Source organism: Streptomyces sp. NBC_00986, assembly GCF_045162565.1.
In the GTDB taxonomy this organism is placed as follows: Bacteria; Actinomycetota; Actinomycetes; order Streptomycetales; family Streptomycetaceae; genus Streptomyces.
Genome location: NZ_CP108733.1, coordinates 7,372,586 through 7,387,841, shown reverse-complemented (window position 1 = coordinate 7,387,841; position 15,256 = coordinate 7,372,586). Strand labels below are relative to the sequence as shown.

Below are 15,256 nucleotides of genomic sequence, written 5' to 3'. Positions count from 1 at the left end.
GGCCCCCGAAATCCCCCCGCGACGCCGGAGGCCCTTCGCACCGCGGGGGGCCTTTCCCATGGGCGGGGCATCCGCCCGGACGGAACATCCGTGCGGGCGGAACACAGCTCGCCCCCCGTTTGGCCGGATACCCTCTGGCCATGACAGCCCGTTACCTGCAGGAGCGGATCAAGAAGCTCATCCTCGACCGTCGGCTGTCCTCCGGGGCCCCGCTGCCGACCGAGCCCGAGCTGATGGTGTTTCTCGGTGCGAGCCGGAACTCGGTGCGCGAGGCGCTCAAGGCGCTGCAGGCGATGGGGATCGTCGAGATCCGGCACGGGTTCGGGACGTACGTCGGCCCGATGTCGCTCGCGCCGATGGTCGAGGGGCTCGCGTTCCGTACCGTCGTCGGGCACTACCGCGGCGAGGACAGTCTGCTGCAACTGCTCGAACTGCGGGAGGCCGTGGAGTCGGGGCTCGTCGCCCGGCTCGCGGGACGGCTGCCCGAGCGGGACCTCGTCGAACTCGACGCGCTGGTACGGCAGATGGAGCGCGAGGCCGCCGAGGGGGTCGGGCTCGCGGCCACCGATCGCGCCTTTCATGCCACCCTCTACCGGGGTCTGGACAACGCGCTGCTGAGCGAGGTCCTGGAGGCGTTCTGGGACGCCTTCCACCGCGTCCACACCGATCTCGCGGCCGGCCCGCAGGACCCCGAGGTCACCTGCCGTCAGCACCGGGCGATCCTCGACGCGGTCCGGTCCGGGGATGCGAAACGTGCCGAGAACGCCATAAGAGAGCACTTCGACAACGTGCGCACAAGACTGTCCACAACGGCTCCACATGATCCCCACACGCGCCCCAATGAACGCGTATGACCGGTTAACACCGCGTTTCGTGTCTTGCGATCAAGCTGAGCACCGTAGAACCCTGATTCTGAAGAAGCTGTCGGTACACGGCAGTTGAGGGGGTACGTACGGAACCGGTCGCGCGGTTTCGCGGGGAGGAGGGGCCCCGCCCTGGAACAGATGTCGGAGGGGGCATCGCGCAACCGGACGGTCGCAGTCGCACATCTCCGTGAGTGGACTGTGTGGTCACCGCGGCCGTCACTGACACGCCCGTCGAGGGTCGAGGGGGACGCCGGCGGGCGGCCGAGACAAACAGACACGCGCGTTTTCGCGTGTGGGGGGATGACTCATGACGTCGACGCCGACGGGCGCCCGGCACGACCTCGACCCGTCACAAACACAAACACAAACCACCGAACTCAGAGCCCCGGGACACCGGACCGGCAGTCTCCGCCGGATCAAGAGCACACTGCCGAGATACGACTACGAGCACTACAGCCGCCTGGCGGGACCCCTCACGCAGCCCGACCCGGGCAAGCCGTACAAGGTCCAGTACCGGTCGCTGCTGTCGCAGGAGACGCACCGCCTGCGCGCCGCCCTCGTGCTGGGCGCGGCGCCGCTGCTCTCCCTGATCCTGCTGGGCTGGCTGATGCAGCCCGAGCACTGGACCCAACGCGACTATCCCGCCTACGACTTCCTGCCCGCGCTGGACATCGTGATGCTGGTCGCGATCGGCCTGATCGAGTTCTTCCGCTGCATGAACGTGCTGTCCAACGCGCACGCCACGCTGGTCGCCCGCGACCCGGTCCCGGTGGTGCCGGAGACCGGCACGAGAGTCGCGTTCATCACGACGTTCGTGCCCGGCAAGGAGCCCCTGGAGATGGTCACCAAGACCTTGGAGGCGGCCGTACGGCTGCGCCACCGGGGGCTGTTGCATGTCTGGCTGCTGGACGAGGGCGACGACCCCGAGGTCAAGGCGGTGTGCGGGCGGCTCGGCGTACATCACTTCACCCGCAAGGGAGTTGAGCGCTGGAACCAGCCCAAGGGGCCGCACCGCGCGAAGACCAAGCACGGCAACTACAACGCCTGGCTGGAGGCGCACGGCGAGGAGTACGACTACTTCGCCTCCGTCGACACCGACCACGTGCCGCTGCCCAACTACCTGGAACGGATGCTGGGTTTCTTCCGCGACCCGGACGTCGGCTTCGTCATCGGCCCCCAGGTGTACGGCAATTACGAGGGCCCGGTCACCAAGGCCGCCGAGTCGCAGCAGTTCCTCTTCCACGCCCTGATCCAGCGCGCCGGCAACCGCTACGGCTCGCCGATGTTCGTCGGCACGTCGAACGCCGTACGGATCAAGGCACTTCGGCAGATCGGCGGCCTGTACGACTCGATCACCGAGGACATGGCGACCGGCTTCGAGATGCACCGGGCGAAGAACCCGGTCACCGGCAAGAAGTGGAAGTCGGTCTACACCCCGGACGTGCTCGCGGTCGGCGAAGGGCCCAGCGCGTGGACGGACTTCTTCACGCAGCAGCTCCGGTGGTCCCGGGGGACGTACGAGACCATCCTCAAGCAGTACTGGAAGGGCTTCTTCTCGATGCCTCCGGGCAAGCTCTTCAACTACACCATGATGATCATCTTCTACCCGATGTCGGCCCTCAACTGGATACTGGCGGCGCTGAGTTGCGCGCTGTTCCTGGGCCTGGGCGCCTCGGGCGTGAACATCGACCCGACGGTGTGGCTGATGCTCTACGGCAACGCGTCCGCGCTGCAGATCGGGCTCTACATCTGGAACCGGCGGCACAATGTCTCGCCGCACGAGCCGGAGGGGTCGGGCGGGGTCGCGGGCATGGTGATGTCCGCGCTGTCGGCGCCGATATACGCCCGCTCGCTGCTGGACGCCGTGCTGCGGCGCAAGAGCAGGTTCGTGGTCACGCCGAAGGGCGACTCGGCAAGCCCCGACACGCTGTTCGGGACGTTCCGGGTGCACTGGTTCTTCATCCTGGTCTTCGCCGGGTCGCTGATGGCGGGGTTCGAGAACGGGCACTCCCATCCGGCGATGGTCACCTGGGCGACGTTCGCTCTGCTGATCACCGCTTCGCCGATTCTTGCCTGGCGGTACATGGTGCGGCAGGAGAGGAAGCGGTCGTCCGCTGGCCTCCCGGCCGAGCCGCAGGATGCCGTTCCGCCCCCGCCGATCGCCCATGGCCCGCAGCAGAAGCCCAGTTGGGCGGCCTCGAACAGCGGTGAGCAGACCATGCAGATCGCGCTCGGTGGACCGGGGGGTCGTAAGGAATGAAGGAAGCCGGCCGGCGCCGTGCCCGTCGACTCGCGATCAGCACGGTGGTCGTACTTGCCCTGGCCGGGATGAACGGACCCTGGCTGTACAGATTCGGAACCGAGAGATACCACCAGTACGTCATCAACAAGCCCGAGTACAAAGCGGAGAACGGGCATTGGGACATCATCCAGTTCCCCAAGGAGTACCGGCAGGACACCATTCACGCGGTGCTGCTGCACACCGGGAAGGTGTTGCTCGTCGCGGGTTCGGGGAACAATCAGGACAACTTCAACGCGAAGAAGTTCGAGTCTCGGATCTGGGACCCGGTGAGGGGGACCATCAAGAAGATCCCGACTCCTGCCGACCTGTTCTGCACGGGGCACACCCAACTCGCCAACGGCAACATCCTCATCGCGGGCGGCACCAAGAAGTACGAGAAGCTGAAGGGTGACGTCAAGAAGGCGGGTGGCGTCATGATTCTCTACAACGAGAATCCCGACAAGCCGATGACGTTGCCCCAGGGCACGAAGTTCACGGGCAAGGCGAATGGTAAGTCGTTCGTCTCTACCGACTCGGTTCTCATCCCGCGTGCGACCAAGGTGTTCGACAAGAGCACCGGCAAGTTCCTGCGGAACAACCCCGGTTACGCCCGGGTCGTCGTCGAGGCGCCGAAGGAGGGCACCAAGTACGAGACCGGGACCCAGGACAACTACCGGATCCAGGGGTTGACCGGGGTCGACGAGCGCAACACGTATGGCATCGGGAACAAGTTCGGACTGGACAAGCGGGACTTCGAGGGGATCAAGAACGCGTACGAGTTCGATCCCGTCGCCGAGAAGTACATCAAGGTCGATCCGATGAACGAGGCTCGGTGGTATCCGACGCTGACGACTCTGAGCGATGGGAAGGTGCTCAGCGTTTCCGGGCTTGATGACATCGGGCAGTTGGTGCCGGGGAAGAACGAGGTCTTTGATCCGGCCACCAAGAAGTGGACGTACACGAAGGCCAAGCGGCAGTTCCCTACGTATCCGGCGCTGTTCCTGATGGAGAACGGGAAGTTGTTCTACTCGGGGTCCAACGCGGGGTACGGGCCGGACAACGTGGGGCGGGATCCTGGGATTTGGGACGTCGACACCAACGCGTTCACCAAGGTGCCGGGGCTCAGTGATCCGAACATGCTGGAGACCTCGGCGACTGTGTTGTTGGCGCCGGCGCAGGACGAGAAGTACATGGTCATTGGGGGTGGGGGTGTTGGTGAGTCGAAGTTGTCCACCAACAAGACTCGGCTGGTCGATCTGAAGGATGCCGATCCCAAGTTCGTGGACGGGCCCTCGCTGGAGAAGGGGACTCGGTATCCGCAGACCTCGATCCTGCCTGATGACACGGTGCTGGTGTCGGGTGGGTCCGAGGATTATCGGGGGCGCGGTGAGTCCGACATCCTTCAGGCTCGGCTCTATCACCCGGACACGAACAGTTTCGAGGAGGTCGCCGATCCACTGGTGGGGCGGAACTATCACTCCGGGTCGATTCTGTTGCCGGACGGGCGGGTGATGTTCTTCGGGTCCAATCCGCTGTATGCGGACAAGGCGGACACGAAGCCGGGGGTTTTTGAGCAGCGGATCGAGATCTATACGCCGCCGTATCTTTACCGGGATTCTCGGCCGGATCTTTCTGGGGGGCCGGAGTCTATCGCTCGGGGGGCTTCGGGGACGTTCACGTCGGCGCATGCTTCTTCGATCAAGAAGGTGCGGTTGATTCGGCCCAGTGCGTCCACGCATGTCACGGATGTTGATCAGCGGTCCATCGCGCTGGACTTCAAGACTGCGGGGGACAAGGTCACGGTGACTGTGCCGAAGGATCGGAATCTGGTGCAGTCGGGGTGGTACATGCTGTTTGTGGATGACGATCAGGGGACGCCGAGTAAGGCGCTCTGGGTGAAAGTTCCGTAGGGGCCGCTTTTGGGGGTGCGGGTGCGTGGGGGCTGGTCGCGCAGTTCCCCGCGCCCCTAAAAACAGGGGCGTTGTGGCTGGTCGCGCCTACGCGGCGAAGCCGCAAATCAATACAGCCCCGCGCCCCTAGGGGGTTGAAGTCTTGGCCAGATTCAGAGCGTAGGTTGGCCACCAATCGCCCGCCTTGGGGCCGCCCTTGCACTCGCCGTCCGACTCCCCCGGGCGTTTGATCCACAGGTAGGCGTCCACGAGCGGGTCCGTCGTCTTTGTTGTGGGGGTTTCTCCCAGGGCCCTGCCCGGCGGGTTGCACCAGTTCTCGTCCGAGTCGCCGTCCGTATACGGTCCGTTGCCGTTGCGGCTGGTGTCGATGACGAAGTGTTTGTTGGCGGTCTTTGCCGAGAGTTGTTTGCCGTAGGCGATGGAATCCTGGGTGGAGTAGAAGTTGGAGACGTTGACCGCGAAGCCGTCGGCCTTCGCCAGGCCGGCTCGTTCGAGGGGTTGGTAGATCTCGTCCGGGTGGCCCCAGCCTGCGTTTCCGGCGTCCAGGTAGACCTTTGCGTGGGTGAGGGACTTGAGCTTGGTGATCGCGTAGGCGAGCAGGTCGTAGCGCTCCGCCTGGAATTGGGTGGGAGTGCAGCCGTCCACCAGGTGCAGGAGCGCGTCCGGTTCGAGGATTACCGTCGCCGAGCGGGTCGCGATGCCCTCGGCCACCGCGTCGATCCACTCGCGGTACGAGTCGCCGTCTCCCGCTCCCCCCTGGGAGTACTGGCCGCAGTCGCGGTGCGGGATGTTGTAGAGGACCAGGAGTGCGGTGCGGCCGGCCCGGTCGGCGGCCTCGGTGAAGCCCTGGGCCTCCGCCTTCGGGTTCTCCGCGCCGATCCATTCGCCGGTGGGTTGTTCCGCGATCTTTCGGATCTGCTCGGCGTCGGCGGAATTGCCCGCCTTGACGTAAGTGGCCAGCTGGCGGGCCGCGTTGGTGTCCGGGTTGACCCAGATCGGGTCGGCTCCGTCGGGCTGTTGGGTGACCTTCGCGCTCACGTCGGGTTTCTTGTCTCCGTCCCCGGAGGAGGAGCACCCCGTCATCAGCAGTGCCGCCCCCAGGACCAGCGCCGACGTCCGCGTGCCGAAGGAGACCGAGGTCCCCTGGCTGCCGTACATCCAACTCCCCCTTGGCTGTACCGATCCAAGGGTTAATCGTGACATACGTGGCGTGCCGCCCACGAGAACGCCCGGGGTGTTGTCGGCGGGCTGTTACACCTCCGCCCTTGCGGGTAGATGCGCGGCCTAGGGTCTGCCCGGCGCGCTCGGTTCCGGGGCAGGGAGAAGGTGGCCGTCATGCACCACACGACCCGGGAGGGCCGACTCACCGCGGCGCTGATGGAGGCTGCCGACACCCTGACGGAGACCTTCGACACCGGGGACTATCTGCGGCGGCTCGCTGATCACTGCGTGGAACTGCTGTCCGCTTGGGCTGCCGGGATCGTGCTGATCGACGGTGGTGAGGCGGTGGCACTGGGCGGGAGTACGTACGGTGGCCGAGAGGAGATCGCGTTCGAACTGCTTGCCGCCCAGCGCAACGGCGGGCCCTGTCTGGAGAGTTACCGCTCCGGGCGGCCTGTACCGCCGGTGTCGATCAGCGCGGCCCATGCGGATGCCCGCTGGCCGGAGTTCACCGAACGGGCCCTGCGGCACGGTGTCGTGGCGACCTTCGCGGTGCCGGTGCGGCGGCGGGACACTCTCCTCGGCGCAGTCAACGTGTTCGTGCCGACGCTGCCCAACTGCGCCTCGGACAGCTGGCGTTCGGAGCTGGTGGTGGCGCAGGCGCTCGCCGACTCCGCCGGTCTGGGGCTGGAGAATCACCGCGCGTACGCCCAATCCCGTTCCCTGGCAGGGCAGTTGCAGGAGGCGCTGTCGAGCCGGGTGCGGATCGAGCAGGCCAAGGGGATGCTCGCCGAGCGCTGGCAGGTCGGTACCGACGAGGCGTTCATCGCGCTGCGCGGGCATGCGCGGCGGCGCCGGATGACGCTGGACCGGGTCGCGCGGGCGGTGATCGAGGGGGGAGTTGTGGACCGACTGTGACCAGTGCATATGACAGTGAGCAACTACTGTGAGGCATGGCGTTATTTGCCCTCTAGGCCCGGACGCCCATTCGTTCTAGAGTCTTTCTCGACGGCCCCGGCCCCCGGCCAAGTGCACACCTTCCACCACTGGTTTTCCAGACCTCCCGCGCCGTTCGCCGGGTTACTCCCGCAGCCCGTGCGCGTGCGGTTGAGGACCAGCCCGGTCGGCGGCTTCAGGGGGGAGCAGGTCGTCGGCCGGGCCCGGTTGTCCTGTCAGAGTCCGGTGCCGGTGAGGTAGGCGGACACGATCACGTTCGCCGTGTAGCTGCGGCCGGCGCGGTCGAAGGTACCGCCGCAGGTGATGAGACGGAGTTCGGCGCGGCCCGACTGCCGTGTGCCGTATGCCTGTTGGGCGTCGAAGTGGGCGCGGGTCAGGACGCGGACGTCGTCGACGGTGAACTCGGCCACCTTGCCGTCGTCGCGGATGACGCGGATCGTGCCGCCCGGGCGGAGGGTGCTGAGCTTGTAGAAGACGGCGGGGCGGGTCTCGGTGTCGACGTGCCCGACCATCAGGGCGGTGCCCACGGCTCCGGGTCGTACTCCGCTGCCGTACCAGCCGACCACGCCCGCCTGGTCGAACGGCGGTGGGTCGATCGCGCCCTGTGTGTCGAGGCCGCGGGCCACCACCGGTGCCTGTACGGCGAGTTGGGGGATGTCGATGCGCTGCGGCAGCGCGTTGCCCAACGGCTTTGCCGCGGGCGGGAGTTCGGCTTCCGGGGGGCGTCCGACCGCCGCCACGCCACCGGTCGTGGGCGCGGATATGCCCAGCCGGATGTCGGTCAGGTCCTGCCCCCACAGCCAGAGTCCGAGCAGCAGCACGGCCCAGGCGACCCCGGTCAGCAGCCGCCCGGTGCCGGAGGAACGCTCGTGCTCGGCGGGCCTGTCGTGATCGAACATGGCCGGTCAGCCCGTCCTGCGGCTCCGGCGGGCGCTGCGCAGCGCCACGGCCGCCGCGGCGACACCGGCCAGCAGGAGACCCACCACCGCGTGCGCGGTCCCGGGACCGGCCGCACGCGCGTCCACGGCCGCGAGGTGCGCCGTCGCACCGCCGCCGCCCGCGTGGACGGGAGCGACCGGCGAGGCGGGGACGGAGGGAGGCGCCGAGGGCGACTGCGATGTATCCGCTACGACCTTGATCGCGCCCTTCACCGTCAGACTCCCGCAGGTGATCTTCACGTCGTAGCTGCCCGGCTCCAGCGAGGTGCGGACCCGGGTCTCGCCTGCGAGGGTCCCGGACGCGCCGACCAGCTTGGCGTCGGCGACGAACGCGGCGGACGCCGCCGAGCCCGTCGTACCGGCACAGCCGCTGATCTTCAGCGCTACGTCGGCGCCGGGGGCCGGGGAGACGGGGGTCACCGAGACAGCGCCTCCGTCCGCCGCGTACGCCGTCGGGGTGAGCGCCGCGAGGACCACCGCGGCACCCGCACAGAGTGTGACTTTCAGTGAACCCATCGTGAACCTCCAGATATCTGGAGACTCCTCCTCACAGCGGACGGCCGCATCCTCAGCCACGCCCCGCTGCTCCGTATGGGGGACGGCGCCGGAAGGTGCATAGCATGGTCACCTCACATGCCCGCGTACCGCAGGAGTGCCCACCCATGACAGAGCGCAAGCCCATCGAATCGTGGCTCACCGACATGGACGGGGTGCTGATGCACGAGGGCGTCCCGGTGCCCGGCGCGGAGGCGTTCATCAAGACGCTGCGCGAGAAGGGGCGTCCGTTCCTGGTCCTCACCAACAACTCGATCTACACCGCGCGCGACCTGCACGCCCGCCTCAACCGGATCGGTCTCGACGTCCCGGTGGAGAACATCTGGACCTCGGCGCTGGCCACCGCCGCCTTCCTGGACAACCAGCACCCCGGCGGCACCGCCTATGTCATCGGCGAGGCCGGGCTGACGACGGCGCTGCACGACGCGGGGTACGTGCTGACCGACTCCGACCCCGATTTCGTGATCCTGGGTGAGACCCGGACCTACTCCTTCGAGGCCCTGACCAAGGCGATCCGGCTGATCAACGACGGCGCCCGGTTCATCGCGACCAACCCCGACAACACCGGGCCCTCGCCCGAGGGCGCCCTGCCGGCCACAGGGTCGGTGGCCGCGCTGATCACCAAGGCGACCGGCAAGGAGCCCTACTTCGTCGGCAAGCCGAACCCGCTGATGATGCGGTCGGCGCTGAACACCATCGGCGCGCACTCGGAGACCAGCGCCATGATCGGCGACCGTATGGACACGGACGTCCTCGCCGGGCTGGAGGCCGGGATGGAGACCTTCCTCGTCCTCACCGGGCTGACGACCAGGGGCGATGTGGAGCGTTACCCCTACCGGCCCACGACGGTCGTGGAGTCCATCGCGGACCTGGTCGACCTGATCTGATCCCACCCAGGGGGATCAGCTGTTCGTCGCCGACTGCCAGTCCTCGACGTACGACGTCAGGTTCTTGTCGATGTCCGACCAGTCCGGCTCGAAGACCTCGACGCCGGTCATGAGCTTGGTCAGCGCGGTGGCGTTGGCGTCGGTGGCCTTGACGTCCTGGCGGGCGCTGAAGCCGCCGCCGATCGAGCTGACCTGCTGCTGGGCCTTGAGGCCGAGCATGAAGTCGAGGAGCTTCTTGCCGTTGGCACTGTGCGGGGCCTTGGTGACGAGACCGGCCGCGTACGGCAGGGCGAAGGTGGTGGGCCTGCCGCCCTGCTTCGCCGGGAACCAGATGCCGAGGTTCGGCATGGTCTTGGACTGGGCGTAGTTCATCTGCACATCGCCGTTGGCGACGAGCAGTTCACCCTTGTCGACCTTGGGCGCGAGCTTGCCGGTGGAGGCGGACGGCCCGACGTTGTTGGACTGCAGCTTCTTCAGATAGGCGAGCGCCGCGTCCTTCCCGCCGAAGTCGTGAATCGCCTTGATCAGTACGGCGGTTCCGTCGCCGGCGACTCCGGGCGTGGAGTACTGGAGCTTGTTCTTGTACTTGCCGTCGAGCAACTCGTCCCAGGTCGTGGGCGCTTGGCTGAGCTGCTTCCTGTTGTAGACGAACCCGAAGTAGTTGTTGACGACGGAGGTCCAGGTGCCGTCGGTGGCCTTGTCGGCCCCGCTCACCTGGTCTGCGCCGGCCGGGGTGTACTTCTGCAACAGCCCCTTGCTGTCGGCCTGTTGGATGAACGGCGGCAGGGTCACGAGCACATCGGCCTGCGGGTTGCTCTTCTCGCGGACGGCACGCTGCACCATCTCGCCGGAGCCGCCCTCCACGTACTTGACCTTGATGCCGGTCTGCTTCTGGAAGTCCTTGAAGATCTGGTCGTACCAGCCGTCGCCGTTCTCGCCCTTGAGCCCGTCCGCGCTGTAGACGGTGACGACCTTGGCGTCGGAGGCGGCGGAGGTGCCGCCGCAGGCGGTGAGCAGCGGGGTGGCACAGAGCGAGACGGCTACGGCGATCTTGAGTGTGGTTCTGGGCATGGCGAGGCCAACTCCTGGCGTGGTGAGGTCAGTTGAGGCGGGGCTTGCGAATCAGCGGTACGAGGCCCGGTTGCGGACCCGGGAGACGACGAGCAGGACGAGCAGAGTCGCCGCCATCAGGACCACGGCGAGCGCGGAACCGGCGAAGAGGGCGCCGCGGTCGGTGGCCGAGTAGATGAGGACCGGAAGCGTGGTCCAGTCGGGCGGATAGAGCATCATCGTGGCGCTCAACTCGCCCATGGACAGGGCGAAGCAGAGTCCTACGGCGGCGGTGAGCGAGGGCAGCAGCAACGGCAGCCGGATGCGCCACAGGACGTACAGCGGCCGGGCGCCCAGGGAGGCGGCGGCCTGTTCGTAGGCCGGGTCGAGTCGGACGATCGCCGCGGACACGGACTGGTAGGCGAAAGCGGTCACGAGCACGGTGTGGGCGAGGATCACGATCCACCGGGTGCCGTTGAGCAGCATCGGCGGCTTGGAGAACGCGACCAGGATCGCGAGCCCGACCACGACGGACGGCACGGCGACCGGCAGCACGAACAGGGCGTCCATCACCCGGCGTTGACGCTTCTTGAGCCCGGCGGCGGCGAGCGCGGCCCAGGTCCCGATGCCGAGCGCGAACAGGCTCGCGGTGAGGGCGGTGACCAGGCTGGTGGTGAGCGCCTGGAGGGCCTCACCCCGGGTGGCGGCGGAGTAGTGGGAGGTGGTGAAACCGGAGGGCAGAACGCCGGACCAGTTGGTGGCGAAGGAGGCCCCGAGGACGACGAGAAGGGGCAGCGCGAAGAGGGGCAGGAAGAGAACGGCGAAGACCAGCCACACAGCCCACTTCGCCCTACGGCTATGCACCAACACGACGGCTCACCACCCGGTAGAGGCTATAAAGCCCCACGGATATAAGGACGTTGACGACGGCGACCACACACGCGCCCGGGTAGTCCGACTCCAGGATCGCCTTGCTGTAGACGAGCATCGGGAGCGTCGTGACCCCTTTGGCCCCGGTGAACAGCACGATCCCGAACTCGTTGAGACAGAGGACGAGTACGAGACTCCCGCCGGCTGCGAGCGCGGGCAGCGCCTCCGGCAGGATGACCTGCCGGACGATGCGGGGCGCCCGGGCTCCGAGACTCGAAGCCGCCTCCAACTGCGCGGTGTCCAGCTGCGAGAACGCGGCGAGCAACGGCCGCATCACGAACGGCGTGAAGTAGGTGACCTCCGCGAGCAACACCCCCCAGGGCGTCGCGAGGAACTGGAACGACCCGACGATCCCGGTGGTGCCGTAGATGAAGAGCAGGGCGAGCGTGATCAGGAAGGAGGGGAAGGAGAGGTAGACGTCGATGAACCGCGCGACCGTCTTGGCCCCGGGGAAGGGGACAAAGGCGATGATCAGCGCCAGCACAAACCCGAGGACCAGACACCCGATGGTCGAGACGACAGCGATCCAGACGGTGGTCCAGAGGGCGGTACGGAACAACTCCGAGGCGAAGACGTCGGCGTAGGGCTGGAGGGAGGTGCCTCCGCTGTCGGGCTGAAACGACTGCTGAACAACAAGGGCAAGCGGGTAAAGGAAGAAAAGCCCGAGCAATGCAACGGGCAGCAGGGCCACCCCCCAGGGGCGCGGGGAACTGCGCGCCCAGCCCCCACCGGCCTTAGGCCGACGAACAACCTCACTCATCGCCAACTCCAGCACCCAGCAACACCGCATCATCGGGAGCGAAATGAAGAGTCACCGCATCCCCATGCACAGGCGGCTTCTTCAACTCCGGCACATCAGCCATGACCCGCTGCCCGTCCACATCGACGTAGAGCCTGTGGGTGGCCCCGCGCCACTGGATCTCCCGTACGACACCCGCGAGTTGATTGGGCCCCTGCCCCAGCCCGACGAGATGCGGCCGAACACACAACGTGGCCTCACTCCCGGAAACAACCCCCCGCACCTCAACCCGCTGCTCCCCGAAGAACACCCCCCGCTCCCCCACGGTCACCGGCAACAAATTCGCGCTGCCGACAAACGACGCCGTGAACTCACTCTTGGGCGCCCGGTACAACTCCCGCGGAGTCCCGCACTCCTGAAGCCGAGCCCGATCCATGACGGCAATCCGGTCGGCCAGAGTCAGCGCCTCGACCTGCTCATGGGTGACATAGAGGATCGAAACATCAGGCAACTCCCGGTGCAGCCGGGCAAGTTCGGCCAGCATCCCGGACCGCAGCTGCGCGTCGAGCGCGGAGAGCGGCTCATCCAGAAGCAGAACCCCGGGCCGGATGGCCAACGCACGTGCAATCGCGACCCGTTGCTGCTGCCCGCCGGACAACTCCCTTGGATGGCGCCGCGCATACTCCCCCATGCCGACCATCTCCAGCGCCTCGGCGACCCGGGTACGGATCTCCCCCCGCGCCACCTTCCGCGCCCTGAGCCCGAACGCCACGTTCTCCTCGACCCGCAGGTGAGGGAACAGCGCGTACTGCTGCACGACCATCCCGACCCCCCGCCGGTACGGCGGCAGGTCGGTGACATCGCGCCCGCCGAGGAACACCCGCCCCGACACCGGCCGTACGAACCCGGCGACCGCCCGCAGCGCCGTGGTCTTGCCGGAGCCGGACGGCCCGAGCAGCGCCATGACCTCGCCGGGTTCGACGGTGAGGTCGAGGGCGTCGAGGACGACCGTGCCGTCGTAGGCGACGGTGACGGAGTCGAAGCGGATGCCGTTCGTCATGCGAGGACTCCGGGCAACTGGCCGACACCGTCGAGGACTTGGGTCGCCCCGGCCGCCCGCAGCGCGTCCACGTCGTGCGCGCCGGTCAGGACACCGGCGACCAGCCCCGCCCCCGCACGGACCCCGCTGAGCATGTCGTACGAGGTGTCACCGACGACCGCCATCTGCCGTACGTCGTCGGCAACTGCCGTACGCAGGAAGGCGGTCAGCACCATGTCCGGGTACGGGCGTCCCCGGCCGCCCGCGTCGGCGGGGCACAGCGTGAGGTCGGCGAGGTCCTGCCAGCCGAGCGCGGCCAGGATCGCGTCCTGGGTGGCGCGGGCGAAACCGGTGGTCAACACGACCGTACGGCCTTGGGACTTGAGCGTTTCGATGGTCTCGCGGGCGTCGGGCAGGGCGGCGACCCGGCCACCGTCGACGAGTTCGGCGTACGCCGCCTCGAAGGCCTTGTTGGCGTCCTGGGCCTTGCCCTCCTCGCCGAACAGGTGGCGGAAGACGGAGATCTTGGACTCGCCCATGGTGGCGCGGACGTAGTCGACCATCGAGTCGGGTTCGGCGCCCAGGTGCCGGGCGGCAGCGGCGAACGCCTCCTCGACGAGACCGCCGTCGGCGACGGTCGTGCCGGCCATGTCGAGGACGACGAGACGGATGTCGGGTGTCGTGGGGTTCATGAGGGAGGTCATGGGGGTCACCAGTCCAGTTCGTTCGCGGTGGTCTCGGCGATCGCCGGGGAGCAGGTCATGCCGCGTCCGCCCGGCCCGGTGACCAACCACACGCCGTCGCGCACCTGTTGGCGGTGGACGACACGGGCGGGGTCGGTGCACTGCGCGTACACGCCGGCCCAGCGGCGGCGGATCTTCGGGAGGGGGCGGCCGAGGAACGACTCGACGACCTCGGCGAGATGGTCGTAGGGGTCCTCGGTGGTGTCGAAGGCGAAGGGGTGCTCGTACTCGTGGGTGTCGCCGATGGTCAGTCCGCCGTCGGCGCGCTGCACCATGAGGAGTTGCATGGCGTGCGCGGCCGGTGTCGGCAACTGAGGCTGCTCGGCGTTGAGTTGGTCGAGGGCCTGACCGCGGTAGGCCGGGTAGTAGCGGAAGCTGTCCGCGTCGGCGATCGACGTGGTGAGCGGTTCGCCGAGCGGGTCGGTCTGCATCATCTGCAACCGGACGCGGCGGACGGGGAGTTCGGGTCCGGCGAGTTCGCGGACGAGCCCGCCGAGCCAGGCGCCCGTGCACAGCACGACGGCGTCCGAGGCGTGCACGTCGCCGTGGTCGTCGCGCACCGCGTGCCCGCCGACGACCTCGCGGACCTCGCGGCCCGGCAGGAAGGTGTAGTTCGGGGACTTCGACAGCGCGGCGCGCAGGGCGAGTTGGGCGGTGCGGGGTTCGACGGCCGCGTCCCGCTCGCAGTACAGGGCGGCGGTGAAGTCGCCGCGCAGAGCGGGGTTCATGGCGCGGGCCTCGGCCGGGGTGAGGAGCTTGTAGCCGCGGGCGGCCGAGTCCTCGCGGGCCACCGCGGCTTCGGCGACGGCGAGTTCGCGGTCACCCCGGACGGGAGTCAGCGAACCGTTGGCCCGGAAGCCGAGTCCGGGGACGCGGGCGCCGATCTCCTCCCACAACTCCCTTGCCCGCAGGGCGGTTTCGAGTTCCTCGCCGCCCGCGCGGCCACTCACCCAGATCTGCCCGAAGTTGCGCAACGAAGCGCCGCGAGCCTCCGCCTCGCGCTCGATCTGTACGACCTCATGGCCGCGTTCCACTGCTTGCCAGGCGTGCATGGTGCCCACCACGCCGCCTCCGACGACTGTCACTCTCACGACGGCCACGCTCCTCGGGATCCGGGAACCGGAAAGGTCCGGCTCCCAACGAAAGCGTGAACGACCCATCACGTTTGGGCTAGACCCGTTATCTACCCGTGATAATTGA

Annotated in this window: 14 protein-coding genes; 5 read left to right on the top strand and 9 right to left on the bottom strand. The window is 67.7% G+C overall.

The window, feature by feature from the left end:
* The first annotated feature begins 140 nt into the window (after positions 1-140).
* From OG504_RS33015 to OG504_RS33005, 3 genes are all read left to right on the top strand, one after another.
* The gene (locus OG504_RS33015; protein ID WP_405993055.1) at positions 141-854 is read left to right on the top strand and encodes a FadR/GntR family transcriptional regulator; all 714 of its coding nucleotides are present in this window, start codon (positions 141-143) and stop codon (positions 852-854) included.
* A 319-nt stretch (positions 855-1,173) separates the two neighbouring features.
* Positions 1,174-3,126: a glycosyltransferase family 2 protein gene (locus OG504_RS33010; RefSeq protein WP_405993054.1), complete on the top strand. Its 1,953-nt coding sequence runs from the start codon at positions 1,174-1,176 to the stop codon at positions 3,124-3,126.
* Entirely contained in the window at positions 3,123-5,057 is a 1,935-nt protein-coding gene (locus OG504_RS33005; protein ID WP_405993053.1) for a galactose oxidase-like domain-containing protein, read from the top strand. Before OG504_RS33010 ends, OG504_RS33005 begins: the two co-directional genes overlap by 4 nt.
* Before the next feature lie 126 nt (positions 5,058-5,183).
* On the opposite strand, the gene OG504_RS33000 is transcribed toward OG504_RS33005, so the two are convergent.
* On the bottom strand, positions 5,184-6,215 hold the full coding sequence (locus tag OG504_RS33000; RefSeq protein WP_405993052.1) for a glycoside hydrolase family 6 protein: 1,032 nt from the start codon (positions 6,213-6,215) through the stop codon (positions 5,184-5,186).
* A 177-nt stretch (positions 6,216-6,392) separates the two neighbouring features.
* Between OG504_RS33000 and OG504_RS32995 the strand changes: the two genes are divergently transcribed.
* On the top strand, positions 6,393-7,136 hold the full coding sequence (locus tag OG504_RS32995; protein ID WP_405993051.1) for an ANTAR domain-containing protein: 744 nt from the start codon (positions 6,393-6,395) through the stop codon (positions 7,134-7,136).
* A 254-nt stretch (positions 7,137-7,390) separates the two neighbouring features.
* Here the strand turns inward: OG504_RS32995 and OG504_RS32990 are convergent, their stop codons facing one another.
* Positions 7,391-8,074: a class F sortase gene (locus OG504_RS32990; protein ID WP_405993050.1), complete on the bottom strand. Its 684-nt coding sequence runs from the start codon at positions 8,072-8,074 to the stop codon at positions 7,391-7,393.
* 6 nt (positions 8,075-8,080) lie between these two features.
* On the bottom strand, positions 8,081-8,629 hold the full coding sequence (locus tag OG504_RS32985) for a hypothetical protein (protein WP_405993049.1): 549 nt from the start codon (positions 8,627-8,629) through the stop codon (positions 8,081-8,083).
* Positions 8,630-8,775: 146 nt separating this feature from the next.
* Here OG504_RS32985 and OG504_RS32980 point away from each other — a divergent pair, with 146 nt between their 5' ends.
* Positions 8,776-9,555, top strand: a complete 780-nt coding sequence (locus tag OG504_RS32980; protein WP_366432490.1) for an HAD-IIA family hydrolase — start codon at positions 8,776-8,778, stop codon at positions 9,553-9,555.
* Positions 9,556-9,570: 15 nt separating this feature from the next.
* Here the strand turns inward: OG504_RS32980 and OG504_RS32975 are convergent, their stop codons facing one another.
* From OG504_RS32975 to OG504_RS32950, 6 genes are read right to left on the bottom strand one after another with little or no spacing between them, the layout of a single operon-like run.
* The gene (locus OG504_RS32975) at positions 9,571-10,626 is read right to left on the bottom strand and encodes a 2-aminoethylphosphonate ABC transporter substrate-binding protein (protein WP_405993048.1); all 1,056 of its coding nucleotides are present in this window, start codon (positions 10,624-10,626) and stop codon (positions 9,571-9,573) included.
* A gap of 51 nt (positions 10,627-10,677) precedes the next feature.
* Positions 10,678-11,475, bottom strand: coding sequence for an ABC transporter permease (locus tag OG504_RS32970; RefSeq protein WP_405993047.1), 798 nt, complete (start codon positions 11,473-11,475; stop codon positions 10,678-10,680).
* Entirely contained in the window at positions 11,462-12,295 is an 834-nt protein-coding gene (locus tag OG504_RS32965) for a 2-aminoethylphosphonate ABC transporter permease subunit (protein WP_405993046.1), read from the bottom strand. Before OG504_RS32965 ends, OG504_RS32970 begins: the two co-directional genes overlap by 14 nt.
* On the bottom strand, positions 12,288-13,334 hold the full coding sequence (locus tag OG504_RS32960; RefSeq protein ID WP_405993045.1) for an ABC transporter ATP-binding protein: 1,047 nt from the start codon (positions 13,332-13,334) through the stop codon (positions 12,288-12,290). Before OG504_RS32960 ends, OG504_RS32965 begins: the two co-directional genes overlap by 8 nt.
* Positions 13,331-14,017, bottom strand: coding sequence for a phosphonatase-like hydrolase (locus OG504_RS32955; RefSeq protein ID WP_405993044.1), 687 nt, complete (start codon positions 14,015-14,017; stop codon positions 13,331-13,333). The genes OG504_RS32960 and OG504_RS32955 overlap by 4 nt, the downstream gene beginning before the upstream one ends.
* Before the next feature lie 5 nt (positions 14,018-14,022).
* On the bottom strand, positions 14,023-15,147 hold the full coding sequence (locus tag OG504_RS32950) for a TIGR03364 family FAD-dependent oxidoreductase (RefSeq protein ID WP_405993043.1): 1,125 nt from the start codon (positions 15,145-15,147) through the stop codon (positions 14,023-14,025).
* Positions 15,148-15,256: the final 109 nt, after the last annotated feature.

Coding starts and splice junctions, on each gene's coding strand:
- OG504_RS33015 (WP_405993055.1), top strand. CDS start 141: ATGACAGCCCGTTACCTGCAGGAGCGGATCAAGAAGCTCATCCTCGAC.
- OG504_RS33010 (WP_405993054.1), top strand. CDS start 1,174: ATGACGTCGACGCCGACGGGCGCCCGGCACGACCTCGACCCGTCACAA.
- OG504_RS33005 (WP_405993053.1), top strand. CDS start 3,123: ATGAAGGAAGCCGGCCGGCGCCGTGCCCGTCGACTCGCGATCAGCACG.
- OG504_RS33000 (WP_405993052.1), bottom strand. CDS start 6,215: ATGTACGGCAGCCAGGGGACCTCGGTCTCCTTCGGCACGCGGACGTCG.
- OG504_RS32995 (WP_405993051.1), top strand. CDS start 6,393: ATGCACCACACGACCCGGGAGGGCCGACTCACCGCGGCGCTGATGGAG.
- OG504_RS32990 (WP_405993050.1), bottom strand. CDS start 8,074: ATGTTCGATCACGACAGGCCCGCCGAGCACGAGCGTTCCTCCGGCACC.
- OG504_RS32985 (WP_405993049.1), bottom strand. CDS start 8,629: ATGGGTTCACTGAAAGTCACACTCTGTGCGGGTGCCGCGGTGGTCCTC.
- OG504_RS32980 (WP_366432490.1), top strand. CDS start 8,776: ATGACAGAGCGCAAGCCCATCGAATCGTGGCTCACCGACATGGACGGG.
- OG504_RS32975 (WP_405993048.1), bottom strand. CDS start 10,626: ATGCCCAGAACCACACTCAAGATCGCCGTAGCCGTCTCGCTCTGTGCC.
- OG504_RS32965 (WP_405993046.1), bottom strand. CDS start 12,295: ATGAGTGAGGTTGTTCGTCGGCCTAAGGCCGGTGGGGGCTGGGCGCGC.
- OG504_RS32960 (WP_405993045.1), bottom strand. CDS start 13,334: ATGACGAACGGCATCCGCTTCGACTCCGTCACCGTCGCCTACGACGGC.
- OG504_RS32955 (WP_405993044.1), bottom strand. CDS start 14,017: ATGACCTCCCTCATGAACCCCACGACACCCGACATCCGTCTCGTCGTC.